The sequence below is a fragment of the Sphingomonas ginsenosidimutans genome (assembly GCF_002374835.1).
Lineage (GTDB): Bacteria > Pseudomonadota > Alphaproteobacteria > Sphingomonadales > Sphingomonadaceae > Sphingomonas > Sphingomonas ginsenosidimutans.
Map to the genome: position 1 here is coordinate 675,382 of NZ_NWVD01000001.1, position 13,254 is coordinate 688,635.

Sequence of the window (13,254 nt, forward strand, 5' to 3'; positions counted from 1 at the left end):
CGGTCCGATCGCCGATCCTCCGCCGCCACGGGAGAGGCGGGCAATGATCGCACTGGATTTCACGGGCCGGCGCGTGCTGGTGGTCGGAGGGTCGAGCGGGATCGGCAACGGGATCGCGCAGGGCTTTCGCGCGGCCGGCGCGGACGTGCACGTCTGGGGAACCCGCGCCGCCGCGGCCGATTACGACGGGGAGGACGGCTCCGATCTGACCGGCCTCCACTATTCCTGCGTCGACGTCGGCGATCGCGATGCGATCGACGGCTGGGCCGCGCCGTTCGCCACGCTGGACGTGCTGGTCCAGTCGCAGGGCACCGTCGTCTATAAGCGCGGCGAATTCGAACGGGCCGGCTGGGACCGGGTGATGGCTGTCAACCTCGACAGCCTGATGGCGGTCGCCGGGAACTTCCGCGCGATGCTGTCTGCCGGGGGCGGGGGTGCGATGATCGTCGTCAGCTCGATCTCCGGCTTCCAGGCCAATATCGGCAACCCGGCCTATAGCGCGTCCAAGGCCGGGGCGATCAGCCTGACGAAGGTGCTGGGCAAGGCGTGGGCACGCGAGGGCATCCGCGTCAACGGTATCGCCCCCGGACTGGTCGCGACCAAGCTGACCGCGGTCACCACCGGCGATCCGCAGCGAAAGGCCGCGGCGCTCGCCGCCATTCCCGACGGTCGGGAGGGGACGCCGCAGGACATGGCGCATGCCGCGCTGTTTCTCGCATCGCCGCTGGCGGGCTATGTCACCGGGCATACGCTGGTGGTGGACGGCGGGCTGAGCCTGGCATGACGGCGCCGCTGACCCACGACCGCGAGGCCTGGGCCGAGGTGATCGACCTGGCCGCGCTGTCGCGCTGGATGGACGGGCGGGCGCTGGGCGCCGGCGCGACGATCGAGCGGGTCGAGACGCTGGGCGGGGGGACCCAGAACATCCTGCTGCGCTTCACGCGCGCTGGCCGCGATTACGTCCTGCGTCGCCCGCCGCGCCGCCCGCGCGCGGAAAGCGACGCGGTGATGCGCCGCGAGATGACGGTGCTGTCCGCGCTGGCGGGCACCGACGTGCCGCATCCCGGCTTCATCGCGGGGGAGGCGGACCCGGCGGTGCTGGGCACGGCCTTCTACCTGATGGAGCCGGTCGAGGGGTTCAACGCGACGGTCGCGCTGCCGCCGCTCCACGCCGGCAGCGCCGCGATCCGGCGCGGCATGGGGGAAGCGATCGTCGACGGCGCCGTCGCGCTGTCGCGCATCGACCCGGCCGCGGCGGGGCTGAACGATCTGGGCAAGCTGGACGGGTGGATCGAGCGGCAGGCGTCGCGCTGGCGCGCGCAGCTGGACAGCTATACGCAGTTCGACGGCTGGCCGGGGCTGGCCGCGCTGCCGCAGGTCGAGCCGATCTGCCGCTGGCTCGACGCGCACCGCCCGGCGGCGATGCAGCCGGGGCTCATCCACGGCGACTATCACCTCGCCAATGTCATGTACCGCCCCGACGGGCCGCAACTGGCCGCGATCGTCGATTGGGAACTGGCGAGCCGCGGCGACCCGTTGCTCGATCTGGGATGGCTGACCGCGACCTGGCACGACCCGGACGAGCACACGCATCGCGTGGCGGTAACGCCATGGGACGGGTTCCCGACGCTGGGCGAGGTGGTCGACCGCTACCTTTCCGCCACGGGGCGCAGCGCGCAGGACGCGCGCTGGTATGCCGTGCTGGCCCCGTTCAAGCTGGGCGCGATCCTGGAGGGCAGCCATGCGCGCGCGCTCGCCGGGCTGACGCCGCAGGCGATCGGCGACCAGCTCCACAGCCATGCCGTTGCGCTGTTCGATCGCGCGCTGCGCCGCATCGACCGGCCGATCGTCTGAAAGGACCGACCATGAACTTCGACTATACCGACAAAACCCGCGACCTGATCGCCCGCGTCGAGGCGTTCATGGCGGCGCATGTCTATCCCGCTGAGCGCGAGCGGCATGAATTCGTCATCGACCAGAACAACCTGTGGCAGGAATGGCCGGGGTTGGAGCCGCTGAAGGCGCGGGCGAAGGCGGAGGGGTTGTGGAACCTGTTCCTGCCGCACGAATACGGCCATTGGTCGCCGGGGCTGACCAACCTGGAGTATGCGCCGCTGGCGGAGATCATGGGGCGGGTGCCGTGGTCGAGCGAGGTGTTCAACTGCTCCGCCCCCGATACCGGCAACATGGAGGTGCTGGCCAAATACGGCAGCCCCGAACAGCAGCAGAGCTGGCTGAAGCCGTTGCTGGCGGGGGAGATTCGCTCCGCCTATGTGATGACCGAGCCGCAGGTCGCGTCATCGGACGCCACCAACCTGGAAATGTCGATCACCGCCGATGGCGAGGATTACGTCATCAACGGGCGCAAATGGTGGATTTCGAACTTCATGCACCCGCAGTGCACGGTGCTGCTGGTGATGGGGAAGACCGATTTCGATGCCCCCCGCCACCTGCAGCATTCGACGATCATCGTGCCGAAGGATACGCCGGGCGTCACGGTGGTGCGCCATCAGCGCGTGTTCGGCAGCCTGAATTCGCCGGGCGGCGAATGCGAGCTGCGCTTCGACGATGTGCGCGTTCCGCGCGAAAACCTGATCCTGGGCGAGGGCCGCGGGTTCGAGATCGCGCAGGGGCGGCTGGGACCGGGGCGCATCCACCATTGCATGCGCTCGATCGGGCAGGCGCAGCGCGCGCTGGAGATCATGGCGCGCCGCGTCGAGAACCGCGTCGCGTTCGGGCGCAAACTGTCCGACCAATCCTCGATCCGCCAGGATGTCGCGCGCAGTTTCTGCGAGGTGGAGATGGCGCGGTTGCTGACGCTGAAGGCGGCCGACCGGATGGACCGGTTCGGCAACAAGGACGCCCGGGACCTGATCGCCGCGATCAAGGTGATCGCGCCGCAGATGGCGCAGACCGTCGCCGACCGCGCGATCCAGAGCCACGGCGGCATGGGGGTGAGCGACGACACGCCGGTCGCGGAATTCTTCACGCTCAACCGCTTCCTGCGGCTGGCGGACGGGCCGGACGAGGTGCACATGAGCCAGCTCGGCAAGCAGAAGATCACCGAATACAATGCGATGAACGCCTATTGAGGGCGGTGCTCCTGCGGTCGTCGCACCGTCCATGGGCCTTTCCCGCGTGATGCCGCGTTAGGGGCGGCGGAGGTGCCGATGACCGAGGAAGACGAACGCTGGATGCGCCGCGCGATCGCGATCGCGACGTCCAAGGGGGCCGACCCGTCCACCGCGCCGCTGGGGTCGGTGATCGTGCTGGACGGACGCGAAATTGCGGGCGAGCGCAATCAGACCGAGGAACTGCCCGACGCGACCGCGCATGCCGAGATGATGGCGATCCGCCGCGCGTGCGAGGGGATCGGCGAGCTGGAGCTGCGCGGGGCGACGCTCTATTCCACGCTCCAGCCGTGCGGGATGTGCACGATGGCGTCGATCTGGTCGAAGGTCGGGCGCGTCGTTTACGGCGCGGGGCGCGACGACGTGCACGAAATGTATTTCGAGGCGCGGCACGTCGATACGCTGTCGTTCATCGCGGATGCGTATCGCGAGGATATCGTGATCGAGGGCGGGTGCCTGCGCGAGGAGTGCGCGCGGCTTTATTACCCGCCCGACGCGGACCTGCCGCGCGAGGAGCAGGCGAACCTGTAAGGGTGGCCGCGACCATCGCGGGCGGGCCACCCCGAAACGTGCGTCAGCGCAGCTTCAGCGCGCGCAGCACCTTTGCCCAGCTGACATATTTGAAGTTCTGCGTGGCGGGCGCATTGTCACCGTCCTGCGCGATGAACAGTCCGGCGGGATAGTCGGGGCCGAAATTGCCGAGCGCCAGTTCGATGCCGTCGGTGTCGTTGGTCCCGTCGATCGCGCCGCCGCCGATGCGGAAACGGCCGGCATAGGTGACGCCGGGCAGGCGATAGAGCGTATAGGCGTTGTCGCCTTGGCTCGACACCACCAGATAGCCGCCGGTGCGCCCGCGCGGGGCGAGCGCCAGCCCCTCCGCATCGGCGACCAGCGTGCGCCCGTCGACCTGCGCGATCGCGGTCGCGGTGGTCGGGGCGGCGGGGTCGGCGGCGAAGCGCCACAGGCCGACGTCCTCCTCCGCGACGTAAAGCAGCCCGGTGCGGTCGTCGACGACGCAGCCCTCGGCCTGCGTACCCAGCTTCATCGAGCGGACGGCGGTGACCTTGGGCGTCGGCGCGGCCAGGTCGATCGCGACCTGGTCGATCCGCCCGTCCTTCATCACGACGAAGCCGAACAGCGCGCCGTCCTTCGCGCGGTGCCACAGGCACATGCCATAGGCCTCGCCCGCGCCCGAGGGATAGCGGCCCATCGGCACCAGCCGCGCGGTGGCGGTGTCGAGCGTGAACAGCGCGACATGCCCCTGCGTCACGTCCGCGCGGTCGCTGGCGGCGACGATCACGCGCCCGCCCAGATCCCGCAGGTCGACGTTGTTGAGCCGCGCCGCGGCGGTGAACGACACGCGCTTGCCGGTCAGGTCGTAGACGTGGATGCCGGCCTGCTTGTCGGTGCCGATCACCAGGCTCTTCGCCGGGTCGCGCGGATTGCGCCAGATTGCCGGATCGTCCGCCGCATCCGCCGCGGTATCGACCGGATCGGTCTCCGCACTGGCGGCGACGGTCGGGGCCGCCGGGGTGGCGACGGGGGGAACCGTCGCGCACGCGGTCAGCGCGATCGTGGAGGTGAGGAGCGCGACCCTCACAGCTTCACCCGCACGCCGCCGAAGATCGTGTAGCCGAACTTCTCATATTCATAGACGCGCTGCCGCTCGCCGAAATAGCGCACGCCGGCGGTGTTGGTCAGGTTCTTGCCCTCGACGAACAGGTTCAGCGCCTTGGTCAGCTGGAAGCTGCCGGTCGCGTCGAGCTGCCCGCGGCCCTCCCAATAGAGGTCGAGCCGCGCGTCGTCGGCGTTGATCTCGTCCAGGTAATCGCTGCGCTTGGTATAGGCGACGCGCAGGTTCACCGGGCCGCGTTCGTAGAACAGCGAGGCGTTCCACATATGCTTCGACTGGCCGGGCAGGCGGAAGCGGGTGCGCCCGCCGAACGGCGCGTCGAAGCGCGCATCGCCGTCGGTATAGGTGTAATTGGCGAAGACGCCGAACCCGCCCAGCATGCCCGGCAGGAACGACAACTGCTGCTGCCAGTTCACCTCGACGCCGTACAGCTTGCCCTCGCGCGCGTTGACCGGGCGGCTGAGGATCGCGCCGGCGACGCCGTTGTAGGTGCCGGTGCCGTTCACGTTGTAGCGATAGTCGGTCAAATCCTTGTAGAAGCCGTTGACCGCGATGATGCCGAGCGGGCGGATGTAATATTCCAGCCCCGCATCGACGTTGTTCGACAGCGTCGGGCGCAGATTGGGGTTGCCGAATTCGACGCGGATCGTGCTGCCCTCGGTCGTTTCGAGGACGCGCGGTGCGATCTGCGGGAAGTTCGGGCGATTGATCGCGCGGGTCAGCGCGACGCGCCCGATCAGGTTGGGGGTGAACGCCTGGCGCAGCGTCAGATTGGGGAAGAAATCGGTGTAATTGTTGTCGCCGCGCGCGGTGGTGATCGCGCCGTTGCGCGCGACGCTGGGCGCCTCGCTGCGGAAATCGGTGACCTCGACGCGCAGGCCCGCGATCAGCGTGGTGTCGCCGAACTGGAACTTGCCCATGCCGAACATGCCCAGAATCTTTTCCGTCGCGCGATAGTCGGCGGTCACCGACTGCGGCAGGCGGCGCTGCGACGCGGCCTTGGTTGCGTCGAAATAGGCGTCGGCCAGCCCGGTGTCGAACCGCTTACCCAGGTCATAGTCGAAATTGCGCGAATCCTCGTCCGACAGCATCCCGGCGAGCGTCCGGGACGGCGCAGCGGAGGACCGCTGGTCGCGCAACCGCTCCTCGTCCGCGGTGATGTTGCGCGCGCGATACTTGCCACCGGCCGACAGGGTCGCGGTGCCGTTGCCGAGCGGCTGCGGAATGTCCATGCGGATCTGTGCGGTGAATTCGTCGTTCAGCGTGGTGTTCGACCGGTAGGTGTTCTCGCGGAAGCCGTAGGTGCCGGTCTGGAGATGCTCCTTGCTGGTGAACAGCGAATAGGTCGGCAGATCGCTGTCGCGCCCGAAATCGTAGGACAGCGTCGGGCGCAGCGTGGAGCGGAACAGCAGCTCGTCACGGCGCGGATAGGTCTGCGACGTTTCGCTGTAGGCGACGTCGGCGCGCACCTGGCCTTCGCCCAGCTGCTGCTCGATCCCGCCGGTGACGGTCTTGATCTCGTTCACCTGCACGCGGTGGCGCACCTGCTTTTCGATGCGGGTGTTGGCCCAGGTCGCGGCGGTGTCGGTTGATCCGGCGACCGGCGCGGCATTGCCCGCGTTCCAGGTGATGCCGATGCGGTCGCGGAACTCGTTATCCTCGAACCGGGCGTAGGTGCCGCGCACCCAGGTGCGCGTGGCGTCGGTGGGACGCCATTCGAACGCGGCGGTGCCGGCGATCCGCTCGCGCTTGGTATCGTAATCCTTGAACAGCGTTTCGGTGACACGCGGGCCGGACCCAAGGATCGACCAGGTGTTCTCGACATTGTCGGGGCGGCGGTGCGTGCGCGAATAGCTGCCCGACACGAGCACGCCGAACTGCCGATCCGCACCGAAGCGATCGCTGACCGCACCCGATGCGCGATAGTCGCTGCCCTTGCCGAACTGGTTGTAGCTGGCACCGGCCATGCCGGTCAGCGCGAACCCCTTGCGATCGAAGGGCGAGCGCGTGCTGATGTTGACCGCGCCCGCGATCGAATCGGCATCCTGGCTGGGGACCAGCGACTTGGTGACCTCCAGGTTCGCGACGATGTCCGACGGCAGCGTATCCAGATCGACCGCGCGGGTGGTGGGATCGACCGACGGGATCTGCACGCCGTCGACCGAGATCGCCGACCATTCCGACGGCGCGCCGCGAACATTGATGTAGCGGCCCTCGCCCTGGTCGCGCTCGATCCCGACGCCGGGCGCGCGCTGCAGCGCCTCGGCGATGTTGGGATCGGGGAAGCGGCCGATCGCGTCGGCGGAGATGATCGTAACAGTATTGTCGGCCTGTCGCTGCTGGTTGAGCGCGCGGGCGGTATTGTCGAGCAGCGAGGCGCCGACGACGACGATGTCGCCGGCATTGTCGCTGGCGCCGGGCATCGTCACTTCGACGTCGCGGGCGCGCTGTTCCGGGGTGACGGTGATCGAGAAGGGCGGGCGACCGAGATAGTCGACCAGCAGCGTCACCGCGCTGCTGGCATCGGGGGTCGCGATGGTGAAGCTGCCCTGCAGGTCGGTGGTCGCCTGCGCGCCGGTGCCCTCCACCACGATGCGCGCGCCCGGCAGCGCGACGCCCGTCACGTCGTAGACATGGCCCGACACGCTCGGGCCGGCGACCGCCTCGACCGTGGCCGAAGGGGCGGCGTCGGCGCTCGCGTGCGCGGGCTGGGCGGCGACGGCAAGGGCGATGAGCGAGACACCCGCGATCGCGCGGGCGCCGTGACGGGCGTGGTGCATGTTGTTCCCCCAAAGAACGCTGTCGGGGCGCCTGATGGCGCTGCCCGGTGTGCGCCGCATGGCGTGTTTTCATGACGTGACGGGGGAAGTTTGGTGACGGTTGCGTTACAATCCCGGCCGCGGCGCTCCGGCAACAGCGGCGGTTTCCGGCATTGCGGCTAGATACAGTGCCAGCCCCACGCCCGCGATCGCCGCCAGCACCAGGAAGGCCAGGTCGTATCCGCCAGCGACGATCAACCGGCCCGCCAGCGACGCGCTGATCGCGCCGCCCAGCCCCTGTACGGTGGCGACGGCGCCTTGCGCGACGTTGAACCGCCCGCTGCCGCGCGTGAGCGCTGCGACCACCACCGGGAACAGCGCGCCGAAGATGCCGGCGCCGACCCCGTCGAGCAACTGCACCGCCAGCAGCCACGGCGCGGCGTCGGACACGGTATAGAGCAGGCCGCGTGCGGCGAGGATCGCGAAGCCGGCTAAGAAGATCGGCTTGTGCCCCCAGCGATCGGCATGGCGGCCCACGACGATCGCGACCGGGACCATCACCAGCTGTGCGCCGACAATGCATGCCGACATCAGCGACGTGGCGGTGCCCGCGCCGACGCGATGCGCGAGCAACTGGCCCACCGACGGCAGCATCGCGGCATTGGCGAGGTGGAAGGTGAAGGCGGCGGCAGCGAACACCGCCAGCCCGCGCGTATGGCGCAGCACATGCCACATCGATTGCGGCGGGGCGTCGCAGGGTTCCTCGTCGTCGTCGGCGCACAGGCCGCGCGCGACGTCATGGTCGATGCGGTCGCCGGGAATGGCCAGCGTCGCGCCGATCGACGCGACCGCCAGCAGCGCCATCAGCCAGAACACCACCTGCGGCCCGAAACGCCACGCCAGCAGCCCGGCGAGCGCGGCGGACACCGCATTGCCGCCGTGATTGAACGCCTCGTTCCGGCCGACCCGCGCGGTGAAGGCACGTGCGCCGACCAGCCCCAGCGTGATGCCGGTGATCGCGGGGGCGAAGGCGGCGCCGGCGACCGCGGCCAGCGCCTGCGTCGCGGCGACCGCGGTGAAACCGGTGACGAACGGCAGCGCCAGCGACGCGGCGGTGACCAGGATCGCGGCGACCACCAGCAGCGCGCGCTTGGCGCGCAGCCGGTCGACCAGCGCCCCCGCCGGCGCGGTGGCGAGCAGCCCGGCGAGTCCGGCGATGGTCATCACCATGCCGGTCGTCGCCTCGTTCCAACCGTGCGTCGGCCCTCGCACCGAGGTGAGGTAGATCGCCAGATACGGCCCCAGCCCGTCACGCACGTCCGCCAGGAAGAAATTGACCCAGTCGAGCGCACGGTCGCCGGGGGTTCGGGCAGGTGGGGCCAAGGCATTTCTCCGGCACGGCGGCGGCGGCCACGTTAACGTCGGTTAGCGGCAAAGGTGTCCCGGCGACCGGTTGCGCGCGCGGCGGGGGCGTGTCGCGCACGAATCGTGCGATTTTGCGGGTTCGCGTCGCGCCGCAACTGGGTTAACGCGGGTCATCATGTCGAACGCACCGCGCACGTTGTACGAGAAGGTCTGGGACGCCCATGTCGTGGAGCGTCGCGACGACGGCTCCTGCCTGATCTATATCGACCGTCATCTGGTTCATGAAGTCACCAGCCCGCAGGCGTTCGAGGGCCTGCGCAGTGCCGGCCGCCGCGTGCGGCGCCCCGACCTGACGCTGGCGGTGCCCGATCACAACCTGCCGACGACCGCGCGCGTCGATGCCGAGGGGCGCGAACTGCCGATCGCCGACCGCGAAAGCGCGGAACAGCTGGGCGCGCTGCGTGCCAATGTCGCGGAATTCGGCGTCCCCTATATCGACGCGCTGTCGGCGAAGCAGGGGATCGTCCATGTCGTGGGGCCGGAACAGGGCTTCACCCTGCCGGGCACGACGATGGTGTGCGGCGACAGCCATACGTCGGCGCATGGCGCGCTGGGCGCGCTGGCGTTCGGGATCGGCACCAGCGAGGTCGAGCACGTACTTGCCACGCAGACGCTGATCCTGTCGCCGTCGAAGACGATGGAGGTGCGCGTCGACGGCACGCTGGGCTTCGGCGTCAGCGCCAAGGACGTCGTGCTGGCGATCATCGGGAGGATCGGCGCGGCGGGCGGCACCGGCCATGTCATCGAATTCACCGGCGAGGTGATCCGCAACCTGTCGATCGAGGGACGGCTGACGATCGCCAACATGTCGATCGAAGGTGGCGCGCGCGCGGGAATGATCGCGCCGGACGAGAACACCTTCGCATATCTGAAGGGCCGGCCGATGGCGCCGCAAGGCGCGGACTGGGACCGCGCGGTCGAATGGTGGCGGACGCTGCCCAGCGACGCGGGTGCCCGCTATGACAAGACGGTCGTGCTGGACGCGGCCAATATCGCACCGGTGCTGACCTGGGGCACCAGCCCGGAGGACGTCGTGCCGATCACCGGCGTGGTCCCGGCGCCGGACAGCTTCGCCGATCCGTCGAAGCAGGAGGCGGCGCGCAAGTCGCTGGATTACATGGGGCTGGCGCCGGGGATGCGGATGCAGGACGTGCCCGTCCAGCACGTCTTCATCGGCAGCTGCACCAACAGCCGGATCGAGGATCTGCGCGCCGCCGCCAGCGTCGCCGACGGGCGCCGCGTCGCCGCCGGGGTGCGTGCGATGGTGGTGCCCGGATCGGGGCTGGTGAAGCGCCAGGCGGAGGCCGAGGGGCTGGACCGCATCTTCACCGCCGCGGGGTTCGAATGGCGCGAGCCGGGCTGTTCGATGTGCCTGGCGATGAACCCGGACAAGGTGCCGGCGGGGGAGCGGTGCGCGTCGACCAGCAACCGCAATTTCGTCGGCCGGCAGGGACCGGGCGCACGTACCCACCTGCTGTCGCCCGCGATGGCGGCGGCGGCGGCGGTGACCGGGCGGCTGGCCGACGTGCGCGAGTTGATGGATCGTTGAGCGACACGAAAGAACGCAGGGAGACGTCGCGATGAAGAAGGTTCTGGTATTCCTGATCGCCGGTTCGGTGCTGAGCGGCGTGGCGGCCTATGCCGCGATCGCCAAACCGACCTTCCCGGCCACGCGCCCGACACGCTGACGCCGATGCAGCCGGTCAGCGAGGTTTCGGGCACGGCCTATCCGTGGGGGGCGAAGAACGTCGATACCGACGTCATCATCCCCGCGCACTGGCTGAAGACGATCAAGCGTTCGGGGCTGGGCCGCGGCGCGTTCGAGACGGTACGCGCGCAGCCGGGCAACATCTTCGACGATCCCGCCTACGCCGGGGCGCCGATCCTGATCGCGGGCGACAATTTCGGCTGCGGCTCCAGCCGCGAACATGCCGCCTGGGCGCTGGCCGACATGGGCATCCGCGCGGTGATCGCGCCGAGCTTCTCGGACATCTTTTCGGGCAATGCGTTCAAGAACGGCATCGTCCCGGTCGTCCTGCCACAGGAGGCGGTCGACCGGCTGCTGGAGGTGGCGAGGGACCAGCCGGTCACCGTCGACCTGGAAACGATGACGGTGACCACCCCGTTTCAGGACCGCTTCGCCTTCGAACTCGACCCGTTTCGCCGCCGCTGCCTGATGGAGGGGCTGGACGAAGTCGGCCTGACGCTGGCAAAGGATACCGTGATTTCGAAATTCGAGGAGCGGCTCGATCACGAGCGGCCCTGGATCAAGGGAGAGAGCGGATATGCGGGCGTTGCTGTCGAGGGCACCGGGCGGACCTGAAACTCTGGAGATCGGCGACCTGCCCGAACCCGTCGCGGCGGCGGGCGAGGTGCTGGTGTCGGTCAAGGCCTGCGCGATCAACTATCCCGACGTGCTGGTGATCGAGGACAAATACCAGTTCAAGCCGCCGCGCCCGTTCGCGCCGGGCGGCGAGTTTTCCGGCGTGGTCGAGAGCGTGGGCGAGGGCGTGACCGCGTTCAGGCCCGGCGACCGCGTGATGGGCAATACCGGCATGGGCGGGCTGGTCGAGCGGCTGGTCGCCAGGGCGGACAACATCTACCCGATCCCCGACGAGCGATCGTTCGAGGAAGGCGCGTCGATGCTGCTGACCTATGGCACGACGATCCACGCACTGGTCGATCGCGGCCATATCAAGGCCGCCGACAACCTGCTGGTGCTGGGCGCGGCGGGCGGCGTCGGGCTGGCCGCGGTGGAGCTGGGCAAGGCGTTCGGCGCGCGCGTGGTCGGCGCGGTGTCGAGCGAGGAGAAGGCGCAGGCGGTGCGCGATGCGGGCGCCGACGACGTCATCATCTATGGCCGCGCGCCCTTTTCGAAGGACGAATCGAAGGCGCTGGCGGAACAGTTCAAGGAGAAGGGCGGGCGCGAGGGCTTCCAGCTGGTCTATGACGCGGTCGGCGGCGACTATGCCGAACCGGCGCTGCGCTCGATCGGGTGGGAGGGGCGCTATCTGGTGATCGGCTTCCCCGCCGGCATCCCTAAGCTGCCGCTGAACCTGACGCTGTTGAAGAGCTGCGACGTGTGCGGCGTGTTCTGGGGCGCGTTCGCGGCGCGCGAGCCAGAGCGCAACCGTGGCAACATCCGCCAGCTGTTCGACCTGTGGCAGCAGGGGAAGATCGCGCCGCGCGTGACAGAGGTGTTCCCGTTCGAGCGGGGCGGCGACGCAATCGCCAAGATGGCCGCGCGCGGCGCGATCGGAAAGCTGGTGGTGCGCGTCGCCGACTGATGGGCGGCGCGGTGGGCGGCGTGAAGCGTTGCGTGTTGCGCCGTGCCGCCCTAAGTCGCGGCGAACAGCACGACGGGAGCCGACATGACCACCTTCGACGATCGCGAGCGGGCCTTCGAAGCGAAGTTCGCGCGCGACGAGGAAAACGCGTTCCGCATCACGGCACGCCGCAACCGGCTGGCTGCGCAATGGGCCGCCGACCTGCTGAAGCTGACCCCGGCGGAGGCGGATGCCTATGCCAAGGCGGTGGTGCAGGCCGATTTCGAGGAAGCGGGCGACGAGGACGTCGTGCGCAAGCTGTTCGGCGACCTGACCGCAGCCGGCCTCGACGTCGAGGAGGGGACCGTCCGCCGCATGCTGGACGAGAAGCTGGTCGAGGCGCGCCGCCAGCTGATGCAGCCGGAGTAAGCACGCGATGCCGATGGCAGGCGAGGAGATCGCGGCGCTGATCAAGGCGGGCATTCCGGATGCCGAGGTCGAGATGACCGATCTGGCCGGCGACAACGATCATTGGGCCGCCCGGGTAACCGCCGCGTCCTTTGCCGGAATGCCGCGCGTGAAACAGCATCAGGCGGTCTATGCTGCGCTGGGTGGGCGGATGGGCGGCGTGCTCCATGCCTTGCAGTTGACCACCGCCGTCCCGAAGTAGGCGACAGGTTCCGACAGAAAGTGACGATGACGATGACCGATGACGCCCAGGCCCGCATCGACGCGGTGGTGAAGAACAACGCGGTGGTGCTGTTCATGAAGGGGACGCCGCTGTTCCCGCAATGCGGGTTTTCCAGCCGCGCGGTCGCGATCCTGGAGCGGCTGGGCGTCGATTTCGAAAGCGTCGACGTATTGCAGGATCAGGCGGTGCGGCAGGGGATCAAGGCCTATTCGGACTGGCCGACCATTCCGCAGCTGTATGTCGGCGGCGAATTCGTCGGCGGATCGGACATCATGATGGAGATGTACGAGGCGGGCGAGCTGGCCGAGCTGTTCCAGAATGCGGGCGCCGCCGCCAAGTAAGCGCGCGC

General features: G+C 69.1%; 13 protein-coding genes. 10 read left to right on the forward strand and 3 right to left on the reverse strand.

What is annotated here, in order from left to right; translation table 11 throughout:
- Positions 1-43: 43 nt before the first annotated feature.
- From COA17_RS03075 to COA17_RS03090, 4 genes are all read left to right on the forward strand, one after another.
- Positions 44-784, forward strand: coding sequence for an SDR family NAD(P)-dependent oxidoreductase (locus tag COA17_RS03075; protein ID WP_066491646.1), 741 nt, complete (start codon positions 44-46; stop codon positions 782-784).
- Complete coding sequence (locus tag COA17_RS03080; RefSeq protein WP_096610099.1) at positions 781-1,854, forward strand: phosphotransferase family protein; 1,074 nt, start codon at positions 781-783, stop codon at positions 1,852-1,854. The genes COA17_RS03075 and COA17_RS03080 overlap by 4 nt, the downstream gene beginning before the upstream one ends.
- Positions 1,855-1,865: 11 nt before the next feature.
- Positions 1,866-3,092 carry an acyl-CoA dehydrogenase family protein gene (locus COA17_RS03085; protein WP_096610101.1) on the forward strand — a complete coding sequence of 409 codons (1,227 nt, stop codon included), beginning with the start codon at positions 1,866-1,868 and terminating at the stop codon, positions 3,090-3,092.
- A 78-nt stretch (positions 3,093-3,170) separates the two neighbouring features.
- On the forward strand, positions 3,171-3,662 hold the full coding sequence (locus COA17_RS03090; protein WP_096610103.1) for a nucleoside deaminase: 492 nt from the start codon (positions 3,171-3,173) through the stop codon (positions 3,660-3,662).
- A gap of 43 nt (positions 3,663-3,705) precedes the next feature.
- Here the strand turns inward: COA17_RS03090 and COA17_RS03095 are convergent, their stop codons facing one another.
- The 3 genes from COA17_RS03095 to COA17_RS03105 all read right to left on the reverse strand — a co-directional run bounded on the left by COA17_RS03095 (position 3,706) and on the right by COA17_RS03105 (position 8,906).
- Positions 3,706-4,731, reverse strand: coding sequence for a phytase (locus tag COA17_RS03095; RefSeq protein ID WP_096610105.1), 1,026 nt, complete (start codon positions 4,729-4,731; stop codon positions 3,706-3,708).
- Positions 4,728-7,544 carry a TonB-dependent receptor gene (locus tag COA17_RS03100; RefSeq protein ID WP_096610107.1) on the reverse strand — a complete coding sequence of 939 codons (2,817 nt, stop codon included), beginning with the start codon at positions 7,542-7,544 and terminating at the stop codon, positions 4,728-4,730. Before COA17_RS03100 ends, COA17_RS03095 begins: the two co-directional genes overlap by 4 nt.
- 105 nt (positions 7,545-7,649) lie before the next feature.
- The gene (locus COA17_RS03105; RefSeq protein WP_066491635.1) at positions 7,650-8,906 is read right to left on the reverse strand and encodes an MFS transporter; all 1,257 of its coding nucleotides are present in this window, start codon (positions 8,904-8,906) and stop codon (positions 7,650-7,652) included.
- Between the two features lie 157 nt (positions 8,907-9,063).
- Between COA17_RS03105 and leuC the strand changes: the two genes are divergently transcribed.
- From leuC to grxD, 6 genes are all read left to right on the forward strand, one after another.
- Positions 9,064-10,497, forward strand: a complete 1,434-nt coding sequence (gene leuC, locus COA17_RS03110) for a 3-isopropylmalate dehydratase large subunit (RefSeq protein ID WP_066491626.1) — start codon at positions 9,064-9,066, stop codon at positions 10,495-10,497.
- 144 nt (positions 10,498-10,641) lie between these two features.
- Complete coding sequence (gene leuD, locus COA17_RS03115) at positions 10,642-11,271, forward strand: 3-isopropylmalate dehydratase small subunit (protein WP_096610109.1); 630 nt, start codon at positions 10,642-10,644, stop codon at positions 11,269-11,271.
- A complete protein-coding gene (locus COA17_RS03120; protein WP_096610111.1) occupies positions 11,234-12,235 on the forward strand; it encodes an NADPH:quinone oxidoreductase family protein in 1,002 nt (333 codons plus the stop codon). The genes leuD and COA17_RS03120 overlap by 38 nt, the downstream gene beginning before the upstream one ends.
- An 84-nt stretch (positions 12,236-12,319) precedes the next feature.
- Complete coding sequence (locus tag COA17_RS03125) at positions 12,320-12,643, forward strand: DUF1476 domain-containing protein (protein WP_066490502.1); 324 nt, start codon at positions 12,320-12,322, stop codon at positions 12,641-12,643.
- Between the two features lie 7 nt (positions 12,644-12,650).
- Positions 12,651-12,884: a BolA/IbaG family iron-sulfur metabolism protein gene (locus tag COA17_RS03130; protein ID WP_066490504.1), complete on the forward strand. Its 234-nt coding sequence runs from the start codon at positions 12,651-12,653 to the stop codon at positions 12,882-12,884.
- Positions 12,885-12,916: 32 nt separating this feature from the next.
- Entirely contained in the window at positions 12,917-13,246 is a 330-nt protein-coding gene (gene grxD, locus COA17_RS03135) for a Grx4 family monothiol glutaredoxin (protein ID WP_066490521.1), read from the forward strand.
- Positions 13,247-13,254: the final 8 nt, after the last annotated feature.